Origin of the sequence: Oceanobacillus sp. Castelsardo (assembly GCF_001659985.1) — a bacterium.
GTDB lineage: Bacteria > Bacillota > Bacilli > Bacillales > Amphibacillaceae > Oceanobacillus.
Genome location: NZ_LYCS01000005.1, coordinates 131,981 through 154,915, shown reverse-complemented (window position 1 = coordinate 154,915; position 22,935 = coordinate 131,981). Strand labels below are relative to the sequence as shown.

The 22,935-nt window shown below is 38.5% G+C and carries 15 protein-coding genes; all 15 read left to right on the top strand.

Features of this window, described 5'->3' with window-relative positions:
* The first annotated feature begins 177 nt into the window (after positions 1–177).
* Positions 178–1,488, top strand: a complete 1,311-nt coding sequence (locus A9178_RS10755) for a toprim domain-containing protein (RefSeq protein WP_068675127.1) — start codon at positions 178–180, stop codon at positions 1,486–1,488.
* A complete protein-coding gene (locus A9178_RS10750; protein ID WP_068675125.1) occupies positions 1,464–2,882 on the top strand; it encodes a hypothetical protein in 1,419 nt (472 codons plus the stop codon). The genes A9178_RS10755 and A9178_RS10750 overlap by 25 nt, the downstream gene beginning before the upstream one ends.
* Positions 2,833–3,543 (top strand): hypothetical protein, encoded by a 711-nt coding sequence (locus A9178_RS10745; protein ID WP_068675123.1) that lies wholly within the window; start codon positions 2,833–2,835, stop codon positions 3,541–3,543. The genes A9178_RS10750 and A9178_RS10745 overlap by 50 nt, the downstream gene beginning before the upstream one ends.
* Positions 3,524–6,727 (top strand): AAA family ATPase, encoded by a 3,204-nt coding sequence (locus A9178_RS10740; RefSeq protein ID WP_068675122.1) that lies wholly within the window; start codon positions 3,524–3,526, stop codon positions 6,725–6,727. The genes A9178_RS10745 and A9178_RS10740 overlap by 20 nt, the downstream gene beginning before the upstream one ends.
* A gap of 297 nt (positions 6,728–7,024) precedes the next feature.
* Positions 7,025–7,378 carry a hypothetical protein gene (locus A9178_RS10735; protein ID WP_068675120.1) on the top strand — a complete coding sequence of 118 codons (354 nt, stop codon included), beginning with the start codon at positions 7,025–7,027 and terminating at the stop codon, positions 7,376–7,378.
* 865 nt (positions 7,379–8,243) lie between these two features.
* Positions 8,244–9,479: a dihydrolipoamide acetyltransferase family protein gene (locus tag A9178_RS10730; protein WP_068675118.1), complete on the top strand. Its 1,236-nt coding sequence runs from the start codon at positions 8,244–8,246 to the stop codon at positions 9,477–9,479.
* Between the two features lie 10 nt (positions 9,480–9,489).
* Positions 9,490–10,578, top strand: a complete 1,089-nt coding sequence (pdhA, locus tag A9178_RS10725) for a pyruvate dehydrogenase (acetyl-transferring) E1 component subunit alpha (RefSeq protein WP_068675116.1) — start codon at positions 9,490–9,492, stop codon at positions 10,576–10,578.
* A complete protein-coding gene (locus tag A9178_RS10720; RefSeq protein WP_068675114.1) occupies positions 10,571–11,548 on the top strand; it encodes an alpha-ketoacid dehydrogenase subunit beta in 978 nt (325 codons plus the stop codon). The genes pdhA and A9178_RS10720 overlap by 8 nt, the downstream gene beginning before the upstream one ends.
* A gap of 137 nt (positions 11,549–11,685) precedes the next feature.
* A complete protein-coding gene (chvE, locus tag A9178_RS10715) occupies positions 11,686–12,768 on the top strand; it encodes a multiple monosaccharide ABC transporter substrate-binding protein (RefSeq protein ID WP_068675111.1) in 1,083 nt (360 codons plus the stop codon).
* 95 nt (positions 12,769–12,863) lie between these two features.
* A complete protein-coding gene (gene mmsA, locus A9178_RS10710; RefSeq protein WP_068675109.1) occupies positions 12,864–14,399 on the top strand; it encodes a multiple monosaccharide ABC transporter ATP-binding protein in 1,536 nt (511 codons plus the stop codon).
* 1 nt (position 14,400) lies between these two features.
* Entirely contained in the window at positions 14,401–15,558 is a 1,158-nt protein-coding gene (gene mmsB / locus A9178_RS10705) for a multiple monosaccharide ABC transporter permease (protein ID WP_068675107.1), read from the top strand.
* Between the two features lie 891 nt (positions 15,559–16,449).
* Positions 16,450–19,011: a LamG-like jellyroll fold domain-containing protein gene (locus A9178_RS10700; protein WP_068675105.1), complete on the top strand. Its 2,562-nt coding sequence runs from the start codon at positions 16,450–16,452 to the stop codon at positions 19,009–19,011.
* A 319-nt stretch (positions 19,012–19,330) separates the two neighbouring features.
* Positions 19,331–20,677 carry an ABC transporter substrate-binding protein gene (locus A9178_RS10695; RefSeq protein ID WP_068675103.1) on the top strand — a complete coding sequence of 449 codons (1,347 nt, stop codon included), beginning with the start codon at positions 19,331–19,333 and terminating at the stop codon, positions 20,675–20,677.
* Between the two features lie 417 nt (positions 20,678–21,094).
* Positions 21,095–22,072: a carbohydrate ABC transporter permease gene (locus A9178_RS10690; RefSeq protein ID WP_068675102.1), complete on the top strand. Its 978-nt coding sequence runs from the start codon at positions 21,095–21,097 to the stop codon at positions 22,070–22,072.
* Positions 22,072–22,914 (top strand): carbohydrate ABC transporter permease, encoded by an 843-nt coding sequence (locus A9178_RS10685; RefSeq protein ID WP_068675100.1) that lies wholly within the window; start codon positions 22,072–22,074, stop codon positions 22,912–22,914. Before A9178_RS10690 ends, A9178_RS10685 begins: the two co-directional genes overlap by 1 nt.
* Positions 22,915–22,935 lie beyond the last annotated feature (21 nt).

Sequence of the window (22,935 nt, the reverse complement as noted above, 5' to 3'; positions counted from 1 at the left end):
TTAACTGTCCTAGAAGAGCGATTCTTACAAAAAATTTAGTGAGAATCGCTCTATTTTTTTGTGAAACTCCACTTATTTATCAAGAATAACGTCATTAGGGCAAATGGGACGAGGGACTGTCCCCATGGCTTGTTTCTCTATGATAAAATGGAGTAGAAGGTTGAGGGGGTAAAATACTTGATACCAAGTGAATGGAAAAATTATTTAGAAGAACATATTTTATTAAAAAATGAAGAACTTCATTTAATCGATATAAATGTAAACAATGGAAACGTGGATATCCCTGTGATCAAGAGAACCACTAGAACAAGAAGAACGGTTTCTAGGTTAACCATTGGAATCGTTACGGAAAACAGTGTTGCCCCACCTAACAAACTAGTAAAAGTGTTCACTAGCCCCAAGGTCAGGAAGCAGTTGACTCTATCGGATGAAATGTATGAATGGATTCGTAATGGATGGTTGATTAGGGAATATCGCTTTGAAAAAGATGAGAGGACCGTAAAGAGCGAGCAATATCGGATGGGATATGCTCTTTTTCGGTATCAACAGTCCATGCAAAAACAAGAGGTAGAAGAAAAAAAGCAGCTTATCCATGAATGGAAAACACGCTGGGAAGATACGAATGGCACCGGTGAAGGGAAGGATACGCTCCGCTCAGAATTACTAGACATATTAGAAAATAGATTAAATAGGATTGCCGATGAGGGACAACGGTTTATAGAAGGTCAAGTCGAAAAAATGGAAACAGTAAATTCTTCCTGGAGGTTTAGAAAGCAACTTCTATTCTTGCACTTTTTGGTAGCATTGTACCAGATTGCTACGGTGGAACATCATTATGACTGGAAGCAAATTGGCGCCCGTTATTACCGGAAAATTGGAGGGTCCAAGGAATTTGACTCCTATAAAAAGGATTTCCTTGAAGAGGTAGAACGAATTCTTGAACGTCCGCTACATTTGTTGGGCCTTGCTAGTTTGGGCACGATCACGCCGATATTTTTTTCTGGGTCAATGAGTGGGGAAAAGGTAACGTACAGCTATGGAAGTGTTCATGCTACAACCGATTTAGCTGTTTTTACCGACACCTTTCAAACGAGTGCGGAAGTGTTGTGGTTGGTGGAGAATAGAGGCGTGTTAACGCGGATGGCTTATGAAGAAGAATTTTTACTAGATTCTAGAAGTTTTGTGTTAGGAATTGATGGGCAGTTGAGATCAGCACACCGCCAATTGATTGGCAATCTTGTTCCCTTTGTGAAACAAGTGATTATTTGGACGGATGTTGATGAAGCAGGTTTAACGATTGCCAAAGAAGTTTTTCAGGTGACAAAAAATGAACAGGTCCTTACCAAATGGGTTGTTCCGCCGTTAGAGATTGTTACGGATATCGAGCAGTTTGAAGCACGATATAAACAGTCGATTCAGGACAGGAAGGAAGAACAGGAGCAAGAGATTGGAGGAGTGGGCTATTGGAAGAATTGGATAAAGCTTTAATTTCCATCTTTGATGCGGATGAAGATAAGCCAGAACTTCTCCAGTCGATGCGTGACATTGCAGCGTTATCTGGCGTTCTAAGTGAGTTAAGTGATAAGGAATATTTTCAGTCGCCGATTCATATATTACGTTTTTTGCGGGTGTTAAATATTATTAATCAAGAGGCACTTGGGATTACGGATCCAATCGAGAATGAGGACACGCTTTTTTATCGTTATCGTCATACATTTGGATTTGATGAAGAGATGACGATTGGGTACATGAAACATATGACGTTTGTGTTGGGAAAATTCAACTGGATTGCAAAAACGGGGAAACGAATTAAGATGCGTGATGTTGGGAAGCGAATGATGGATGTCTTGATTCGACTTGCGAATGATTCGCTTGCCTATTATCTCAATGATGATGTACAACGATCGCTTTTCCAAGCAAAACGGGATGCGGAATTAAGTGAGGCTTATGACGATAAGGGCATATCTGGTGGGAACAAACTGGTGAGTATGATTAAAAATGTGGAGGAAGCGGTCGCGTTATTAACCGAACGAGAGTTAGAGTATTTGTCCGATCGTAACGCATTGAATCAGGTCGAGGTTATCCATCAATTGATGAAGGAATTAGAAGGAAAAATGGTTGAAAGGCTCGCTAAATTTGAAACGCTAGATCAGGAACTTGTTTTTGCTTCTGTGAAACAAAGAGGGACGACAGCGATTAGTGAAGGCACCAAGATCAGTCTTGGGACGATCAACAAGATTCTTAAGTTTGCCCACCTGCAAGAGACAGATTTTATTCATACGATTCAACCAGAACTTTTCCGGAATTTTATTGTGAAGTCATTTGATCCACCAATCGGTTCGGACATACCTAATGCCCACCAAATCCTTAGTTTTATGGAACAGGGACAATATGAGGATGAGGAATTAGATGGGATGTGGGCACCGGTGAAATTTGCTAGTCCTTTGTCGCCAATGGCAATGGATGAGGGGATCCAGTATGTGGAGAACTATGAACCAATCACGGAAGAAATTGAAGAAACGGTGGAAGAGGATTTTCCGGAATTAGAAGAAGTGATGGAAGATCAACTAGAAGAACTCATGGGAGACTCGAGATGGCAAATGACCAAACAAATGATTCATACGGAACAGATTGAAACATATCTCGAAAAAGTGGATGAAGCTGGGTTGGAAGAATTAGTCGTTGAAGCTGGATCTGCCAAATGGAGTGACGTCTTAAATGGTCTAATTGGTGTGTCTGCACTTGTAGCTAATAAAAAGGCAGATATCGATGAAAAAGCAAATCGAAAACTGGAGGCCAATCAAACAGAAAAAGACTGGAGGTGGATAGAGGATGAACAAGGAACCTATGGAATTCGAAAACGAGGAAGAAGAGACTCATAATGTTAATCCCTTGTCAGCTTTGCAGTCGATCCAGGGATTTTTGACGAAAGAAGAAGAACTGGTCTTTATGCAAATCTTGTTTTCCTCCTCCGCTACCATTCGGATGGGGAACTTTGGTTTGTCGCGTAAGGAAGTAGAAAAACTACTTGGCATTACGAATGATGAGGAAGCTTTTGCTTCGTTTATGAAACGGGTGAATCAAGGGGTTAGCCGTTATTTTAAGGTGATTTATGATGAGCGTAGAAACCAAGTTGTGGCGCTAATGCGTGTACCTGCAAAACAAGCGAGGAATGTTTTGAATAAGGAAAGCCTTGCGATTCTCATGTTTATTTTTTATCACCAAGAAGTGTTGCAAAATGAATACACCCTTTTCTCGCAATTGATTCATAGTTTTGGGCATGAATCTTTGCAGGTGACGAGGAAAATTCAGGCAAACTTGGACCCTTTGAAAAAAATAGGTGCGATTGAAGTATATGATACGAATTCGAATGAAGAGGCCTATCAACTGACAGCCATTGGTGTGCATATGTTCTCCGATTCGTACTTGCGTCGGTATGCAGAATTTAGTCAGTCCAATCAGCTTCATATGGAAGATGTGTTACGGTTCTTTAAACGATACAACATGAATGGAGGTGTGAGTGATGATTCCGTGGAGACTTAGATTTTCTGGGATTCGTGATTATACGCCGACGGTTATGGATTTTTCGGATAAAGATGATCACATTCTTATTTCTGGACCAAATGGTGCTGGTAAGTCAACGATTACTTTTTGTATGGGTGGAGTTCTTTATTCTAGTAAGGTTGATTTAGAAGGATTAAAGTCGAATAATCTTCCATCTGATCAAACATGGCGGGCAAAAATTGAATTACTTTTCAAAAATGATGGGAAAGTGAAAGTGGATGCGCCACAGTTCGTGCAGTTTCGACTAGATATCGAGCAAAAGCCTGGGGATCCGATTAAGAGGGAGTTTTACATTGAAGAAGGAGATGTGATGGACCATTGGGAGCGTTCCACGAAGTTTTCCTCCGGTGGAAATTTTAATTTTTCCGAGTATAAAAACCAAGTGTTATATAAGTATGCGGTTGATCCGGATGACTTTTATTTGATTTGGTATCAAAAAGAAGTAAATCAATTTGCGATCATGCATCCTGAGGAACGTTTCCGGATTTTTAGCGAAATGAATGGAATTGATAAGATTCAGAAAAACTGGGAGCGAAGTAAAGAGCTTGTGAAGGAAACGGAACAAAGCTTGCAAGAGGCAGAAAGTAAGCAAGGGCTTAACAAAATGGATTTGAAGCAAAAAAAGATGATGCTCGACAGATACTATGATCGGAATCGCCGGCTTGAGGAAGGATTTAAGCAATATTATATTGGTTTGAAATGGTTGGAAACCTATCATTTGAAGCAAATTGATTCCTTGAAGGGTCAAATTACGGAATTGATGGATACAAAGGAAGAAAAGCTTGAGGAGAAGAAAAGACTAGCAATCCATCATGTGGAGCAAAAAGAGGAGCATGCGAAGTTTACGGAAATGCTTGGCTTACTTGATGGACGTCAACAGGAATTGGGGCATGAGTTGGAGGAGTCCAATCAAAAGTTGAAAGAAACACAAGAAAAACTAGATGCCATCTCTAAGCAAATTGAAGAAATCACCAAAAAGGTCGACCGTATTGGCATGACCGAAGAGGAAGTTACCAATGCGTTAAAAGAAGCAGAACAGAACTACGCTGAGGTGGATGATTCGATTCGTGAAAAGGAAGAAATGAGTAGTAGCCTTGCGAAAACTTTAGACATTTTAACCCCAGAATTAGCAAAATTGGAAGTGGAAATCGAGCAAGAGCATGTGAAGGAAAAACAGGTGAGAGACCTCATGGAAACGTACCACAGTAGCAATGCTGTTCAAGCGGAAATGGATAGGAACGAACGCAAGCTTGAGTTTCTTAAAGATGAGCTGCGTGAACTGGTAGGTAAGGAAAAAGTGTTAGGCAAGGAACTGGGCTACCTGAGAAAAAATCAGATATACAGCCCTCGCCAGGAGCAATCGGTTCATTATTTTGAAAAAAATAAGATTGAGGTCTATCCGTTGCGTGAGCTACTGGAGTTAGATGAGTCAGCAAAACAAAGTGATGAACAGTTATTTGATGCGATTAAATATACTTTATTTGTGAACCAAAAAGTATTTCAAGCACCAAATGACTTGTATCATGTTCCATTACCAAACGTGATTCCTGAAAAGAGCCTTACCCATCTACCGGACAAGCATATCAAAATTAAGGATAATTTAAGTGATAATCTCTATGTATTTGCTGTGAAAGCACTATGGTGGACGCAAACCTTTTTTACAAAAGAAATGCCTGTGATTGAAAAGGGGATGTTAATCGATCGACAGGGCATAAGAGGACCCCAAGAGGAAAATAAAATTATTTTAAGTGAAAAAGTGCTCAAAAACCATCAGATTAAGCTAGAACAAGAGCTTAATACGATCGAGGAAAAGATCGAACAGTTTAAGGAAGAAATGGATGAATTAAAAAAGAGAAATTCCATATTGTTTGGTCGGCGTGAGTCACTAAAGGATGCTGAGGCATTTTTGACGAAAGAAAATGAAAGAGAATGGCGGAGAGAGCAATTTGACAAGTTAAGTAGTGAAAAGAGCTATACTCTAGAGAAGCGAGATGCGACTCAGTCCGAAATAAATAAGCTTAACACATTACTTGCTGAATGGAAGCAGAAGGTTTCGACCTATAAGGAATTCCAAGCAACCTATGTTCAGTTTCAAAAAGAACAAGCAAAAATTGCAGAAGTGCAAAAGTTAAGGGGATTATTAGCTGAGCTAGGGCTAGAGAAAAAGGAGAAAAATGATCAGTTAAATGAACTGGAGGATTTACTGGACGAAAAAAGGCGTGAAGAGAGACAATTAGTAAGGGATTTGCAGGGATTGGAAGATAGAGTTACCTATCAAGACCGTGAAATTGAACAAATCGAGAGACAAATAAGGAATCGGTCTGATGAGCGGGTAACGAGTGAAGAGGCCTATTCTAGAACAAGAAAAGAAGTGAATAGGCTACAGGAAACGGCTCAACGGCTAATCGATGAGTTTGGCGAAGAGTCGAAACAATTGCCTGAAACAACAAGGCCACAAGCAGAGGAAATGCGAGACCTTGGAAAAACGAAATTTGACAATGCGAGGAACGAAACGGGCATTGATGATGCTGCACCGGAGAACTATAAGAAAATGAAAGAGGAATACGACCGGTCAGAAACAGAAGTGAAAAAATCAAAATTATTATTGGAAGAGTATACGGAAAGAATGGAACGCTTTAAAGAAGATTTGGAAGATACCATTAATATGAAAATAATTGGTGTGAATCAAAAGTTCGTTCATTATATGTCCAAGTTCGGATTTGAAGGGAAAGTTGATTGGGACATGAACACCGATCGACGTGGCCGAATTCGGTATACCTTATTCATAAAAGCACGTAAAGAAGGTCACCGGGGAAAATTAGAAGATGTGAGTGTGAAAGCGCGAGGAGGTAAAGTTGGTAAAGGTGTATCTGGTGGTGAAGAATCTCTCAGTTCGTTATTGTTTGCTCTAGCCTTACTACAAACTATCGAAGCATCGCCGGGTTATATTGTTCTAGACGAATTTGACAGTGCTCTTGATGAGGGAAGAAAGGATAAAGTGTTTGAATTATACGAGCAAGAATTGAAGCGGAAAATGATTATTCTTACACCGAAATCGCATGAAGAAGAGTATCTTTATCGCTTTTCCAAAGCATACGTGGTGCACCACAACCCAAATATACCAAAAAGTACAGTGTTTAAAGTAATGAGGGTTAATGAATGAGGCGGGGGCAATTCTCATCCCACTTTTTTGTTAATAAGCTGCAAGTATCCGTCCGTGTTAATCCCATTCATGGATAGTTGTAGCTATTGTTTTTCATAAGTAAGGTGATGTCATTTTCCAATCTTTCTTATTATGAATATTACTGACTATAAGACTTTTCACCATATGGTAAAGTATAGTAGAAAATGAATATTTGCGCGTAACATCTTGATAGCTTGCGATAGATGATGTTCTAGAGATACTTGGCTTACGAGCTCTCTTTATAATTAGGGCAGAATCCATACAGGGGAGGAACAGATGGAGAGTATATCTACTATCATTTTATTAATCATCTTTTACATTCTATATAAGAAAGGAATATTATGCATTAGAAGTCAAACGTATCTATTTTATAAGATGAAACGCACGAGTAATCGTCTAAGTGTTTCATATAAAAAGTATGATGGCCTTGAACATTATAGTTTCTGGGTGAAAAAAGGAAGTAAAGTAACCGTATCATACAATGTAACCGTAGAAGTTGGCTCTCTCCTACTAGAATGGCGAGATCTAAGAAATAATTGCTATTTTAAAAAGGAATTTTATGATAACGAATCCGTGACCTTTTCGTTTGAAGCAACTCGACGGCTTTATTCCATAGAAATACACGGGTAAAATACAAAGGGTGGCTGTACGGTTGAATTGGAGAGAGCTGCTTAGTTTGCACAAGAGCCTAGGGGACACAAGAGCCTAGGGGACAGGTCCCTCGTCCCAATAAGGCTGATTTTATGAAAAGTTTTAAACGCTTAAAGTTAAGTAGAACAACTTGGTATTCCCTTAAAGAAAAGGGAAGGATATCATATGATGTGATTATGCTATTCAAATTTGGTATTTTCGTTACAATAGGATTAACATCATATATAGCATTTATCGTGCTTGCTACCATAAAAGAAGTAATCACCCTTCGCTCCATCAAAGTGCAGGGTGATTACTTCTTTTTGTGTTGCATTCAAATTTTGTAAGCCGCTGTTGTTTCTCTCAATGTGTGGGGATGGAATCTTATGAGTAAGCTGCTATAGGCGGAAGTCCATTTAGGGAACCAATGAGTGCCGGAGCAGCAGAAATTTTAACTCGAAGCGCCACTCATCGTGCCAATGAGTGCCCGAGCAACGGAAATATTAATCAGAATCGCAACTCATCACCCCAATGAATGCCGGAGTAATAGAAATTTCAATTCAAATCGCCACTCATCCTATTACTTAACATGGCAAGAAGCATTTTATGCGTTGCCGAACGGAGGATTGGGCTTTGTTCTATATAGCAGGATTCCATCATAGTATATTAATATCATTATCATTCTAGCTGAAAGAGTGTTACTTCTAATTAGTGGTGTGATGACTCGAAGGAGCTTGAAAAGGATAGTCAAGGTTTCTTAGCAGCAGGTAGAATAACGGATTCTATTCGTCGATTGTTGTGAGTTTTTTAAAAACAATGTAAGCGTTGCCTATTGTGTTTATGAATCAGGTAAGGAGGGATTTGATTGTACCAATTAAAATTTACGGATATTGGTGAGGGGCTTCATGAAGCAGAAATTTTGCAATGGTTTGTAAAAGTTGGCGAAAAGGTGGAAAGAGATCAGCCTATTTTAGAAGTGCAAACAGATAAGGCGGCGGTGGAAATTACAACTCCTAAAAGTGGTGTTGTCAGGTCAATGGGGGGGAAGGAAGGTGATGTTGTTCTTGTTGGGGAGACTTTGATTGAAATCGAGTTAGACGGGAAAACAAGAAAAGGGCAGGACAAGCCAACACAACCTGCAACCGTTCCAAGCATTCAACCCCAACAGACAAATCCACAGCCCAATTCGACTATGAAAAAATCCACGAAGGAAAAAAGAGTGAAAGCAGCGCCCAGTGTTAGAAAGTTAGCTAGAGACTTAGGTGTGGATCTTACGCAAATTCAGGGATCTGCGAAACATGGAAGAATCGTGAAAGAGGATGTGTTAGCCTATTCGAATCCATCTACAAATATGCCAAAAGCTGCGACCACCCATCAACAAGCAACTCCTACATCAGGGACACTAGAGGATGAAGTGATTCCGATTCGCGGTTTGCGTAAGAAGATATCGGAAAATATGGTTCAATCCGTTTATACGATTCCACATGTAACCGGAATGGAAGAGATTCATGCCGATCGATTAATTCAACTAAGAAAGGAACTCAATCATGTTTCTTCGGAAAAGATTACGTTTCTCCCGTTTATTGTAAAGGTCGTCGTAGAAGCATTGAAGCGCAACCCAATCTTTAATTCAACCATCGATGAGGAAAACCAAACGATTTTATTAAAAAAACAATATAACATTGGCATCGCAACAGCGACAAGTCATGGTCTTATCGTACCTGTCATCCATCATGCAGATCAGAAATCGATAGAAGAAATAGCGATTGAAATATCGGAGCTGTCGAGGAAGGCTGAGGATGGCAAGCTTTCCTTAAAAGAAATTCAAGGTGGTACGTTCACGATATCGAATACCGGGGCAAAGGGAGGATTTTATGGTACACCAATCATTAATTATCCTCAAGCTGCCATCCTTGGTATCCATTCTATTAAAGAAAAACCCGTGATTTTGCCGAATCGAGAAATCGGAATTGGGAATGTGATGGGGATGAGTCTTTCTTTTGATCACCGAATTATTGATGGTCAGCCTGCAGGGTTATTTATGAATGATGTGAAATCCTTATTAGAAAATCCGGATAGATGGATGTTGAGAGCGAGATAGGAGGGACGGTATGTTTAGAGAAGAAGACTTAACGTTTGAAAGAGTAGAAAGGTTAAATGAAGATGGCGTTCTTTTACATGATAAAAAGGTAGTTTCGGATGAACAGGTGCTGGAAATGTATCAATGGATGTTAAAAGCGAGATTGCTAGATGAAAAGTTATTGCGAATGCAAAGGCAAGGACGGATTGGAACGTACGCTCCATATAGTGGGCAAGAGGCAGCGCAAATTGGAAGTGTTTTTGCATTAGAAAAATCGGATTGGATTTGTCCCAGTTATCGGGAGCACGCGGGAAATATGGTACATGGCATGCCGTTGGAACAGATTATTCTATATGCTAAAGGCCATCTGCATGGTGGTCGGGTACCTGAAGATGTCAATATTTTACCAGTTCAAATTATTATCGCAGCCCAAACCTTGCATGCAGTAGGTACAGCCTATGCGCAAAAGTATCGAGGAGAGAAACATGTATCGGTAAGTTATTTTGGTGATGGTGCTACGTCACAAGGTGATTTTCACGAGGCATTAAACTTTGCCAGTGTGTATCAAGTGCCAGCTATTTTCTTCTGTCAAAATAATCAATACGCGATTAGTGTGCCTGTAGAAAAGCAGATGGCCAGTAAATCCATCGCTCAAAAAGCAGTTGCTTATGGGATGCCAGGGGTGCAAGTGGATGGGAATGATGTGTTAGCTGTTTATGAAGTCATGAAGGAAGCGGTGGAGCGGGCAAGAAATGGGGAAGGTCCAACGTTAATCGAAGCTGTGACATATCGTCTAGGACCACATACGACCTCGGACGATCCAACTAAATATCGCTCTAAAGAAAATGTCGAGCCTTGGAGAGAGGTCAAAGATCCACTTCGGAGAGTGAGACTTTATTTAGAAAATAGCAATCTATGGGATGTTGAAAAAGAAAAAGCCTTTGTCCAAACATTCCAAGATGAATTAGATCATATGATTGATGAAATTGAATCGAAGGAAAAGGAATTCCCTAAAGTAGAGGAAGCATTTGAATATGTTTATCAAGAGAAAAATGCACAGTTGGAAGAACAGCAAGCGGAAGCAAGAAGGATAAGAGAAGAAGGTGATTGGCATGAGTGAAATCACGATGATTGAAGCGATTCGTCAAGCAATGACTCAGGAAATGGAGAGAGACTCCCGTGTACTCATTTTGGGGGAAGATGTTGGTAGGAATGGTGGCGTATTTCGAGCTACGGACGGATTAATCGATCAATTCGGGGAAGAGCGTGTCATGGATACACCATTGGCTGAGTCGGCTATTATTGGAACGGCTGTGGGAATGAGTTTGAATGGATTACGCCCGATTGCGGAGATTCAGTTTTTAGGATTTATTTACGAAGCAATGGATCAAGTTGCCAACCAAGCGGCAAGAGTGCGCTTCAGGTCAACTGGAAGATACCACGTTCCAATGGTCATCCGAAGTCCATATGGCGGGGGAGTTAGGACACCAGAGTTACATTCTGACAGTTTGGAAGCGTTATTTAGTCATACACCAGGCTTAAAAGTTGTGATGCCTTCCAATCCTTACGATGCGAAAGGGTTATTAATAGCTGCTATTCGTGACGAGGATCCCGTATTATTTTTTGAACCGATGAAACTATATCGATCCACGAAACAAGAAGTTCCAGATCAATTATATGAAATTCCAATCGGGAAGGCAAAGGTTGTTCGGGAAGGAAATCAGGCGACGATAGTATCTTGGGGGCCATGTGTTCCTATGTTAGAAAAACTAGTCGATCAATACAAAAAGGAAGGGGCTCATTTAGAATTAATTGATTTGCGCACCGTTGCACCAATTGATGCAGAAACGATACTAGAGTCCGTTGAAAAAACAGAAAGATTAATGATCGTCCATGAAGCGGTGAAAACGAATGGGATTGGAGCCGAAGTAGCTGCGCTCGTTAGTGAAAAAGGGGTGTTCTCCCTGTCCGCTCCGATTTTAAGGATAACTGGATTTGATACACCTTATCCTGTTGGGACGATTGAGGATGACTGGCTACCGAATGAGAAGCGAATAAAGGATGCGATTCAACAATTGTTGTCTTATTAGGCTTGCTTCATTATTAACTATGGTAACGGACTACTGACCTACCCCTTTTGAACTTGTTCATATTTATGATAGAAGGAACATATTAATTAATAGCGTGTGAAAGCGCTATCTATAAATAAAAAACTAGGGGGGAAAACATGAAGAAATTTATTTGGTTAGTGACTTTTTTGGTGATTTCCGTTGCTTTAGTGGGTTGCGGTAACGGTAGTAGCGGGAGTGAAGAGGGGGAAGCGACAAGGACGGTTGGGATTGCGATGCCTACGAAATCCTCAGAAAGATGGGTTTTTGATGGGGAGAATATGGTGAAGGAACTTGAAAAAATGGGGTATAAGACGGATCTCCAATATGCAGAAGATGTTGTGGAAAATCAAGTTTCACAAATTGAGAATATGATTACGAAAGGTGTCGATGTTTTAGTCATTGCTTCCATTGATGGCGAGGCTCTAACAGAAGTGTTGGAAAAGGCGAAGAGTCAAGATATTCCTGTAATATCATATGACCGTCTCATTATGAATAGTGACCATGTTAGCTATTATGCCACTTTTGATAACTTCCAAGTAGGTGTATTACAAGGAAAATACATTGAAGAAAAGTTAGGACTAGCAGATGGGGAAGGCCCATTTAATATTGAATTATTTGCAGGGTCTCCTGATGATAACAATGCTTATTTCTTCTGGGATGGGGCCATGTCCATTCTTGAGCCATATATAGATAACGGAAAACTTGTTGTGAAAAGTGGGCAGACAAGTTTTGAACAAGGGGCAACATTACGTTGGGACGGTGCAAAAGCTCAGGAACGGATGGATAATTTGTTAAGTGCCCATTACTCAGGTGAAAAGATTGATGTAGTTTATTCTCCATTTGATGGGATTAGTCGTGGTGTGATTTCATCGCTAAAAGCAGTGGGATATGGAACAGATGACAATCCGATGCCAATTGTAACAGGGCAAGATGCGGAATTAGCTTCTGTTAAATCTATTATAGCGGGGGAACAGACGCAAACAATTTTTAAAGATACTAGAGAACTTGCTAAGAGTGCGGTAAATATGGTAGAGGCAATCCTAAGTGGTGAAGAGCCTGAGATAAATGATACGGAAACTTATGATAATGGCGTTAAAGTCGTACCATCTAACTTGTTAGAGCCGATTTCCATTGATTTGGATAATTATCAGGAAGAGCTCATTGATACGGGATATTATACAGAAGAAGAATTGAACTAATAACCTAAGGCTTCACTTTGTGCTTTGGGATGACTTAGGCTGGGATTCCGTCTAAGTCATCCTACCCGTATTAAAATTAAAGGGTGGGATAACGAATGACCTCGACAATTTTGGAAATGAAGCAAATCACCAAAACTTTTCCAGGAGTAAAAGCTCTGGATGATGTTAATCTTCAAGTGCAAGAAGGTGAAATACATGCATTAATTGGTGAAAACGGTGCTGGGAAGTCGACCTTAATGAAGGTGTTAAGTGGTGTCCATCCATATGGCACGTATGAAGGAGATATCATTTATAAAGGAAACCGATGTGAATTTAAAAACATAAATGATAGTGAGAAAATGGGGATTGTTATCGTCCATCAAGAGTTAGCTTTAATCCCGGAACTATCTATTGCAGAAAACATATTCTTAGGAAATGAAACAGCTAAAAAAGGGATTATTAATTGGAATAGGACGTTTATAAATACGAGAGAATTACTCGGTAAAGTAGGATTACATGTCGAACCAGAAGAACAAATCAAAAATATTGGTGTTGGTCGACAACAATTAGTAGAAATTGCAAAAGCATTAGCGAAAGAGGTACAGCTCTTAATTCTTGATGAGCCAACTGCTGCCTTGAATGAAAAGGACACAGAAAACCTCTTGCAATTATTATTAGAATTTAAAAAACAAGGGATTACTTCCATCCTCATCTCCCATAAATTAAAAGAACTCTTCCAAGTTTCCGATTATATTACGGTTTTACGTGATGGAAAGACAGTAAGCTCTTATTCACTTAAAGAGGGAAATGTCACGGAAAAGCGCATTATTAAAGATATGGTTGGACGGGATTTATCCAATTTATACCCAGATCGAAACCACAAAATAGAAGATCATGTCGTTTTTGAGATAAAGAATTGGTCTTTGTATCATCCACTAGATTCTGAGAGAAAAATGTTACATGACGTTCATTTAAGAGTGAGACGAGGGGAAATCGTTGGTTTAGCCGGTTTAGTAGGCGCTGGGAGAACAGAGTTAGCGATGAGTATTTTTGGAAAATCATATGGTAAAAAAATCACAGGTCAACTTTTTAAGGATGGCCAAGAGGTTGTATTTAATAACGTAGATCAAGCAATTAAACATGGTGTGGCATATGTTTCTGAAGACAGGAAGGAATATGGACTTATATTGATTGATTCTGTAAAAAACAATCTTACGCTATCCAATCTAAGAAAATTATCAAATAAGAGTAGGATTGACGAGAATCAAGAAGTGGTAGAAGCGGAGAAACTTCAAGAAAAAATGAATATTAAGACCCCTACTATTTTTCAAACAGTAAACAATCTAAGTGGTGGTAACCAACAAAAAGTTGTTCTAGGGAAATGGATCTTTACAGAACCAGATGTTTTACTCTTGGACGAACCTACTCGTGGAATTGATGTTGGGGCGAAGTATGAAATCTATAAAATTATTAATGATCTTGCTGAACAGGGAAAGGCCATTATGATGATTTCATCTGAATTGCCAGAACTTCTTGGTATGTGTGATCGAATCTATACCTTATCTGAAGGAAGAATAACAGGAGATCATGATACAAGCGACGCAACACAGGAATCCTTAATGACTTATATGACAGAGAGCAGGAGGTCATAAAATGGATCATATAAAACAGATAATTTCTAAGAATGTAAAGGTATATGGCATGGTAATCGCCTTAGTTGGGATTGCTATTCTCTTTCAACTATTGACCGGTGGTATTCTTTTGACCCCATTAAATATTACCAATATTATCATGCAAAACAGCTACATTATTGTACTAGCAATTGGCATGTTGATTGTTATTATTACTGGAGAAATTGATTTATCTGTTGGTTCTGTAGCTGCTTTTGTTGGCGCTGTCGCAGGTATTTTATTGGTCAATCATGACTTACCAATCGTACTCTCGATTATGATATGTTTACTTATCGGTGCTGCCATTGGTGCATGGCAAGGATTTTGGACAGCATTTGTAAATATTCCCTCCTTCATCGTCACGTTAGCGGGTATGCTTATATTCCGTGGATTAACGTTAGTTGCATTGCAAGGACAAACACTTGCCCCGTTTCCGAATGGATTTCGTAGCCTAAGTTCATCATTTTTGCCAGATATATTCGGTGGAGGGGATCTTCAACTTTTCACGATTTTTATCGGAATTATCCTATCTGTTCTATATATAACAGGCGAAATTAGGATGAGACAATCAGACAGAAAGTATCATTTACAAGTATCATCAAACGTTTTATTTATAACAAGGTTAATTGTGTTTGTTTCCATCATTAACCTGTTTACCTATATGTTAGCGTTATATGAAGGAATTCCATATGTATTAATTATCTTGTTTGTATTAATTATCGGTTATTCCTATGTGATGAATAAAACAGTTCTTGGTAGACACATGTATGCAGTAGGTGGGAATGAGAATGCTGCGAAATTGTCCGGTGTGAAAACGAGAAAAATTAAATTTTTAGCTTTTATCAATATGGGAATTATGGCAGCGTTGGCTGGACTTATTTTCGCGGGTCGACTTAATGCAGCTACCCCACAAGCTGGTAATCTATTTGAGTTAGATGCCATTGCGGCAGCAGTTATTGGTGGTGCTTCATTTACTGGTGGTGTTGGTAAAGTTTTTGGAGCAGTAATTGGTGCGTTGGTTATGGGTGTATTAAATAATGGTATGTCACTAATGGGGATTGGGATTGATTGGCAACAAGCTATTAAAGGACTTGTATTACTAGGTGCCGTAGCCTTTGATGTGTTGAGTAAGAATAAATAAATGGAAAAGGAGGGAGGAGTGGGCACTGCGAGACTGTGGTGTTAGCCTCCCTAAATAAATTCCAAAGGTGTGGAGAAATCTCACGCTTATCGCTTTGTTCAGAAGGTGCCCGAAGATAAGAGGATGGGGACAAAGTATTTCATCAGGGAAAAACCCGAACATGATTGGTGCTTATAAACCGAGTCTACGTACAATTCCTACGCTAAGGTAGGTAAGTGTATTGCGCGATTTTAAAAAAAACACTTTAGTTACGTCAAAGCCTAACACCAAGACTGTTATACTTCATACTCTTTGACGCTATCTTCTTCAACTAGTACTGGCTGATAATAGTATTCGTTCTGTAAGTCTTTCCATGTAAAATTTTAATGATACAGTCTGCTACTTGTCCAATTTTGTTCTTGGGCCGGAGGGAAAGATCCCTATCAAAAAGTACATGCAATAGTTGTTAATACAAAGAAAGCAGATGCGGAATGAAGTCACCAAATTATGTATAATTAAATGAAAAAGCTATCCATCCTAATAGCTGTTTAGGATGGATAGCTTTTTCATTTAGATTCTGGTAATGCTAATTCTCTGGTATAAGGATGTTAAATATAGTGAATGGAGTTACCAATCTCTAATAAAATCGATATCCCCTATCTCGAATAATTAAAAGAAAATTAAAAACTCATTGAATTATTACATAAAATATTGTACGTTTAAGTAGTAAGTGAATGCGTTTACTTTGCAAGGTTGTTCAATAACTAATGATAGATTGATAAAGGAGGGAGAAAATTCAACGTATATAAGGCTGATTTGTAGTTTTATACTTATAATTTCTATAAATCATCTAGAATGGAATAACCTTACAACATGTACTTACTAATATCTATTTTAATCAGGGAGGAGTATATGATGGAAAAATACAGGGGGAAAGTTACCATTATTATTCTAGCTTTAGTTCTAGCTACTTTTTCTGCACCATCCCCTTTATTGGCAAATGAAAAGGAAACAGGTGACAATCAGCAAAAAGAAGATGAGGGGCAACGTCCTGATTTTAAAGAGGTTTCCGTACATGATCCTTCGATTATAAAAGAGGGGAATATGTATTATGTGTTTGGTACTCACATCGAAGCTGCGAAATCATCGGATTTAATCCAGTGGCATAGTTTTGCTAACGGATATACAACCCCAAATAACTCTTTTTATGGGGATCTATCTGAAAACTTAGCTGAATCTTTTAAATGGGCTGGTGAAGATGATTCTGATAGTAAAGGTGGATTTGCAGTTTGGGCGCCAGAAGTAATCTGGAATGAAAGTTATGTAAACGAGGATGGAACAAAAGGTGCGTATATGATTTATTATAGTGCATCTTCCACGTATATCCGTTCGGCTATTGGGTTTGCTGTTTCTAAGGATATGGAAGGTCCATATGAATATGTGGATACCATTATTTATTCAGGTTTCACGAAAGAAGACGCTAAAGATGAAAATAGTGATATTAACAAACAATGGAAAAACACCCATATCGATGAGTTAATCGAGGATGGAAAAGTTGATAAGCCAAACCCAAATTGGTTTAAGGATGATAAAGTAGGTTCTTATAACAATACGATGTACCCTAATGCTATCGATGCTGCGTTATTCTACGATGAGGATGGTAAGTTATGGATGACATACGGGTCTTGGTCTGGTGGTATTTTCTTATTAGAGTTAGACCAAGAGACAGGACAGCCGATTTATCCTGGAGAAGACGGAGAAACGTCTGATGGTCGCATGATAGATAGATATTTTGGGACGAAGATTTCTGGTGGTTATGGTAAATCGGGAGAGGGTCCTTATATCGTCTATAATGAAGAAAACAATTATTACTACTTGTACGTAACATATGGATGGTTAGGTGCTGATGGGGAGTATAATATGAGAGTATTTCGTTCGAAAAACCCAGATGGACCATACGTGGATGCGGATGGCCAAAATGCTGTTCTCCCGGGAAATGTAGACCATTCTCCATATGGCAATAAGTTGATGGGCCATTTCTTATTTGAGAGAAAAATTGGAGATCCCGGATCAGGTGTTGGTTATGGATATGTCTCACCAGGACATAATTCCGTTTATTTTGAAGAGGAAACAGGGCAACACTTCTTAGTATTCCATTCACGATTCCCAGAAAGAGGGGATTCGCATGAGCTTCGAATTCATCAAATGTTTTTCAATGAGGATGGATGGCCTGTTGTAGCTCCGTACCGTTATGGAGGGGAGACACTAGAAAAGGTAGATCGTAAAGACTTGGTAGGAGATTATCAGTTTATTAATCATGAATTAGATATATCTAATGACCTACACAAAGATATCCATATTACGCTCAATAAAAATAATAAAATAACAGGAGCGGTTAATGGTAAATGGAAAAAGACGGCTCATAACCAAGCAGAGTTGAATATTGATGGTGAAACATATACAGGTGTTTTTGTTCGTCAATATGACCCTGTTTCTGAAAGTCACGTCATGACTTTCACTGCATCATCAAAAAATGGAAAGAGTATTTGGGGAAGTAAACGTGAGGCAGGAAAGTCTGATGAAGATATTGCTAAGGATGTCGAAGAGGATTTAAGTTTGGGAGATACGAATAACGTATATACAGATGTAATCCTTCCTGTAGAAGGGACAAGGGGTACTACCATTACTTGGAGCTCCTCCCACCCAGAGATTATATCTGAAAAGGGGGAAGTAACCCGTCCTGAGACTGGAAAATCTAGTGTAGAGGTAACATTGACAGCCACTATTGTGAAAAATGACGTTACAAAAGAGAAAAAATTCGTAGTCACAGTGCTGCCAAAGAGTGAAAAAGAGTTAGTTGCTAAATATTCATTTGAAGATAATTTAGTAGATAATACAGGCAATTTTTCTGAAGGGACGATTACTGGTAATCGGATAGATAATACTGGTGGAGAGATTTCCTTTGAGAATGGAATAAAAGGAAAAGCGGCTGTTTTTAATGGACAATCAGGAGTGAAGCTTCCAGATAAATTAATTGCAGAGTCGAGTTACTCGGTGTCTCTATGGTTAAATCCTGAGAAACTAACGGGTCATACTACTAGTTTCTTTGGAGCAAGGGACTCTAATAATTGGGTTAGTTTATTACCAGGCGGTTTTCCAGGCGATAATCAAGTTGTACTTTGGTCTGGTGGATCTGTCTTTACAGATGCGAAAAGCGAGGTTCAACTTAAAAAAGATGAATGGTCTCATATCGCATTTACTGTGGATGAAGGAGATATTGTAGTTTATATAAATGGAGAAGAGGTTGTAACACAGTCTGGTTTTAACAATGTATTCACCTCAGGTAATAGCCAGTTTAGCCTAGGGGTAAACTGGTGGGATGCACCTTATCAAGGATTAATTGATGAATTAGAAGTCTATCATGGTGTACTATCTGCTAAGGATGTAAAAGCCTTAGCGAAACCAACAAAATAGTAAATGAAAAAAGACTAGGTTACCTACATACTTTGTAACTTAGTCTTGTAATATATATATGTACGTATAAGATGACAAAACTCGAAATAAACTTATTGACCAATTACGCTTAGAGTGATACTATGAAACTATCAAATAAATGCCTCTGGTTTATGGGACTTTTGCCATTGCTTTCATTCGTTTAGCCTATATATGTATGCGCTACCAAGACCTGGGTGTTTAGAATATTATGTGGGAGTGAACTTGTCAATAAGTAGGTCCATTTGCAATTTGTTTAAAACGCTTTAATAAATAACGAATATTAATAGGAGGTAATACGATGAGAAAGGTGTTTGTACTATTTCTTTTTGCCTTAATGTCCATAGTGTTAATGGCATGTGGTGGTAAAGGGGGGGGCTCTGAAGAAGCAACGGCAGATGAGTCAAAAGTTGTTGGTGATGATATAGAAGGTGCAACAGAACTAACGTATTGGACTTTTGTAGGGCAGCATATCGATTTGTTTGAAGAAGCAGCAATTCGTTGGAACGAAGAAAACTCTGATAGACCTATTAAATTAGTTGCGGAAGCATATCCGTTTGATCAAATGCACAATAATCTTTTACTTTCTCTTCAATCTGGTAAAGGAGCACCTGATATATCAGACATTGAACTTGGTAGATTTGCAAATTACTTACAAGGTGAGCCACAATTAGAGCCTATGAATGAATATGTGGAGCCACTATTAGATCAAGTTATTCAATCGCGTTTTGAAATCTATGCAAAAGATGGTAATTACTATGGTGTTCCTACCCATGTAGGGGCGACAGTTATGTTCTATAATACAGAAATCATGGATGAAGCCGGCGTGGATATTGATTCTATTAAAACTTGGGATGATTTTGTAGAGGCTGGGAAGCAAGTAGTAGAGAAGACGGATTCGGTCATGTGGAATGTTGGTACGACAGATTGGCTAATGGATTACTGGCCAATGATTTCACAACAAGGTACGGATATGTTTAATGAAAATGGTGAATTAATCGTTGATAGTCAAAAACATGTTGATACGCTACAATTTTTACATGATCTTATTTATGACTATGAAATTGCTGAGCTAACACCGGGTGGTATGAATCAATCTGAAGAGTTCTATGGATACATGAGTGATGGTGGTGCAGCTACTATTCTAGCACCAATTTGGTATATGGGAAGATTTATTGATAGTATGCCGGAACTAGAAGGAAAAATCGCTATTCGTCCATTACCAGCTTGGGAAGAAGGTGGAGACCGTTCTGCGGGAATGGGTGGTACAGGTACAGTTGTAACGAACCAATCTGAAGAGGCTGAACTTGCTAAAGAATTCTTAGCATATGTGAAACTTTCTGAAGAGGGAAGCGTTAACTTATGGAAAGTACTTGGATTTGATCCACCGCGCTGGGACGTATGGGAAAGTGACGCAGTAAGAGAAGATAATAAATATTACCAATACTTTGGAGATGGAATCTTTGATACCCTATTAGAGGTAAAAGATGAAATTAACAGTCTTCATCTAACTGAATATACTCCAGATATCGTAACGGAATATAATACGAATATTGCGGAAAGTGTATTACGTCAACAATCGCAGACACCGGAAGAAGCGCTAAAACAGGCAGCAGAAACGGTTCGTTCGTCAATGGAAAATAATTAAGAAAGGGATGGAAGCGGGGGCACCTGCTTCCATTTTTAATTATAGAATATATTAATTATTTTCTAAAAATATATTGAAATAATAGGGGAATAAAGTTATACTTTAAATACTAGTAACTTATACGTATATTTGATTGATAACTAAATAGATTTGATAATATATTCGTACATAAATCACTGGTATAGCGAGTGCATGTGTATTTAATACGTAACTTGTAAACGTATACAAGTGATAAGGCGATTTTATCACTAATTTGTTGAAGGGATGGGGTATATGGAAAATATAATAGATAAAAAGTTGACAGAAAACTAGATTAATTGATTAGAGAATATGGAATAAATAAGTATTGAATAAGGTTTATAAAATGGACTTATAACTTGTACGTCCAATATGATGAATTGTTGAGGAGGAAGCAATATGGAATCTTTGTCAAATAGTTCCGATCTATCCACAAAGCCACGTAGAAGTCCAAAATCACCGAAAAATAATTCGAACAAACAACCAAATTCGTTTTTAAGATTTATTAATTCAAAAAAAGTAGTCCCATATCTATTTGTAGCACCTTTTATTATTTCTTTCTTAATTTTAACGCTATATCCCGCAATACAAGGTATTATTATGAGTTTCCAAAGGGTGTTACCGGGACAAGTTACGTTTGTGGGATTGGCCAACTATGAAAGATTAGCTAATCCCGTGTTTTATAAAGCTCTACTAAATACGACGTTATATGTGATCTTTACCGTATTGATTTTAACTATTATTCCAATGTTGTTAGCTATTTTTTTAGATTCGAAGTTTGTTAAATTTAAAACGCTTTTCCGTGCTTCTTTATTTCTACCGGCATTAACATCTACTATTGTAGGAGGGATGATTTTCCGATTAATGTTCGGTGAGCAGGATACAGCAGTAGCTAACCAAATCATGAGCCTATTCGGTCTAGATGCTATAAACTGGAGGTTTACGAGTTGGGCTGCCATATTCTTAATGGTTATTCTTGCTTCTTGGAGATGGATTGGGGTAAATATTTTGTATTTTCTTGCAGCATTACAAAATGTCCCAGGAGAATTGTATGAAGCTGCCGATATTGATGGGGCTTCAAAATGGCAGAAGTTAAGATATATAACAATACCGCAATTAAAGCCGATTATCATATTTGTTAGTACGATTACCATTATTAATGGATTTAGAATGTTTGAAGAGAGCTTTGTCTTCTGGGAAGCTGGTTCGCCAGGTAATATTGGTTTATCCGTAGTAGGGTACATTTATCAAGAAGGCATCCGACAAAATGATATGGGCTATGGCTCTGCTATTGGTGTTATTTTAATGTTGATTATCGCTGTGATAAGTCTTATTTATCTTATTGCTACTGGAACCTTTAAAAGAGGTGAAAATTAATGAATGCTAAAAGAAAAAATAAAATCTTAACATGGATTGCTACGATAAGTTTTGGGGTTATTTCACTTATTGCTTTATTTCCCATTATAAGTTTGGTGATTTCGTCATTACGGCCATCATCCGAATTAATGAGACAAGGGATAAGTTTTAGTATTAACTTTAGTCAATTAAGTCTAGATAATTACTTATATATCTTCAATCAAGCTCCGGAGTATTGGGCTTGGTACGGTAATAGTTTAGTTATTTCGGCAATTACTATTGTATTATCCTTATTTTTCTCATCCATGGTTGGGTATGCTTTAGCAGTTTACGATTTTAAAGGAAAAAACTTCTTCTTCCTTTTAGTATTACTCATTTTAATGGTACCGTTTGAAATCTTGATGTTACCACTCTATCAATTAATGATTAATACACAATTAATAGATACGTACTTTGCAGTTGTTCTTCCAATGGTAGTTGCTCCTGTTGCTGTCTTCTTCTTTAGGCAATACGCTCTAGGATTACCAATCCAATTGATGGATGCAGCTAGGATTGACGGTAGCACAGAATATGGTATCTTTTTCAAAATTATGCTTCCCCTTATGGGACCTTCTCTTGCGGCGATGGCGATTTTGCAAGGATTGGGTAGTTGGAATAATTTCCTATGGCCATTGCTTGTACTTAGGTCGAATGATATGTTCACACTGCCGATAGGGTTAGCAACACTGCTTACACCATATGGAAATAACTATGATGTATTAATTGCTGGGTCTGTTTTAACCATTATTCCAATTATTATTTTGTTTGTTTTCTTCCAACGTTACTTCATTGCAGGATTAACTACTGGAGGGGTTAAAGGTTAAAGGTTAAAAGTTAGGAACGAT

Bases quoted from the DNA above. Each gene is read 5' to 3' on its own strand.
- A9178_RS10745 (WP_068675123.1), top strand. From the start codon at position 2,833: ATGAACAAGGAACCTATGGAATTCGAAAACGAGGAAGAAGAGACTCAT.
- A9178_RS10740 (WP_068675122.1), top strand. From the start codon at position 3,524: ATGATTCCGTGGAGACTTAGATTTTCTGGGATTCGTGATTATACGCCG.
- A9178_RS10735 (WP_068675120.1), top strand. From the start codon at position 7,025: ATGGAGAGTATATCTACTATCATTTTATTAATCATCTTTTACATTCTA.
- pdhA (WP_068675116.1), top strand. From the start codon at position 9,490: ATGTTTAGAGAAGAAGACTTAACGTTTGAAAGAGTAGAAAGGTTAAAT.
- A9178_RS10720 (WP_068675114.1), top strand. From the start codon at position 10,571: ATGAGTGAAATCACGATGATTGAAGCGATTCGTCAAGCAATGACTCAG.
- chvE (WP_068675111.1), top strand. From the start codon at position 11,686: ATGAAGAAATTTATTTGGTTAGTGACTTTTTTGGTGATTTCCGTTGCT.
- mmsA (WP_068675109.1), top strand. From the start codon at position 12,864: ATGACCTCGACAATTTTGGAAATGAAGCAAATCACCAAAACTTTTCCA.
- mmsB (WP_068675107.1), top strand. From the start codon at position 14,401: ATGGATCATATAAAACAGATAATTTCTAAGAATGTAAAGGTATATGGC.
- A9178_RS10700 (WP_068675105.1), top strand. From the start codon at position 16,450: ATGATGGAAAAATACAGGGGGAAAGTTACCATTATTATTCTAGCTTTA.
- A9178_RS10695 (WP_068675103.1), top strand. From the start codon at position 19,331: ATGAGAAAGGTGTTTGTACTATTTCTTTTTGCCTTAATGTCCATAGTG.
- A9178_RS10690 (WP_068675102.1), top strand. From the start codon at position 21,095: ATGGAATCTTTGTCAAATAGTTCCGATCTATCCACAAAGCCACGTAGA.
- A9178_RS10685 (WP_068675100.1), top strand. From the start codon at position 22,072: ATGAATGCTAAAAGAAAAAATAAAATCTTAACATGGATTGCTACGATA.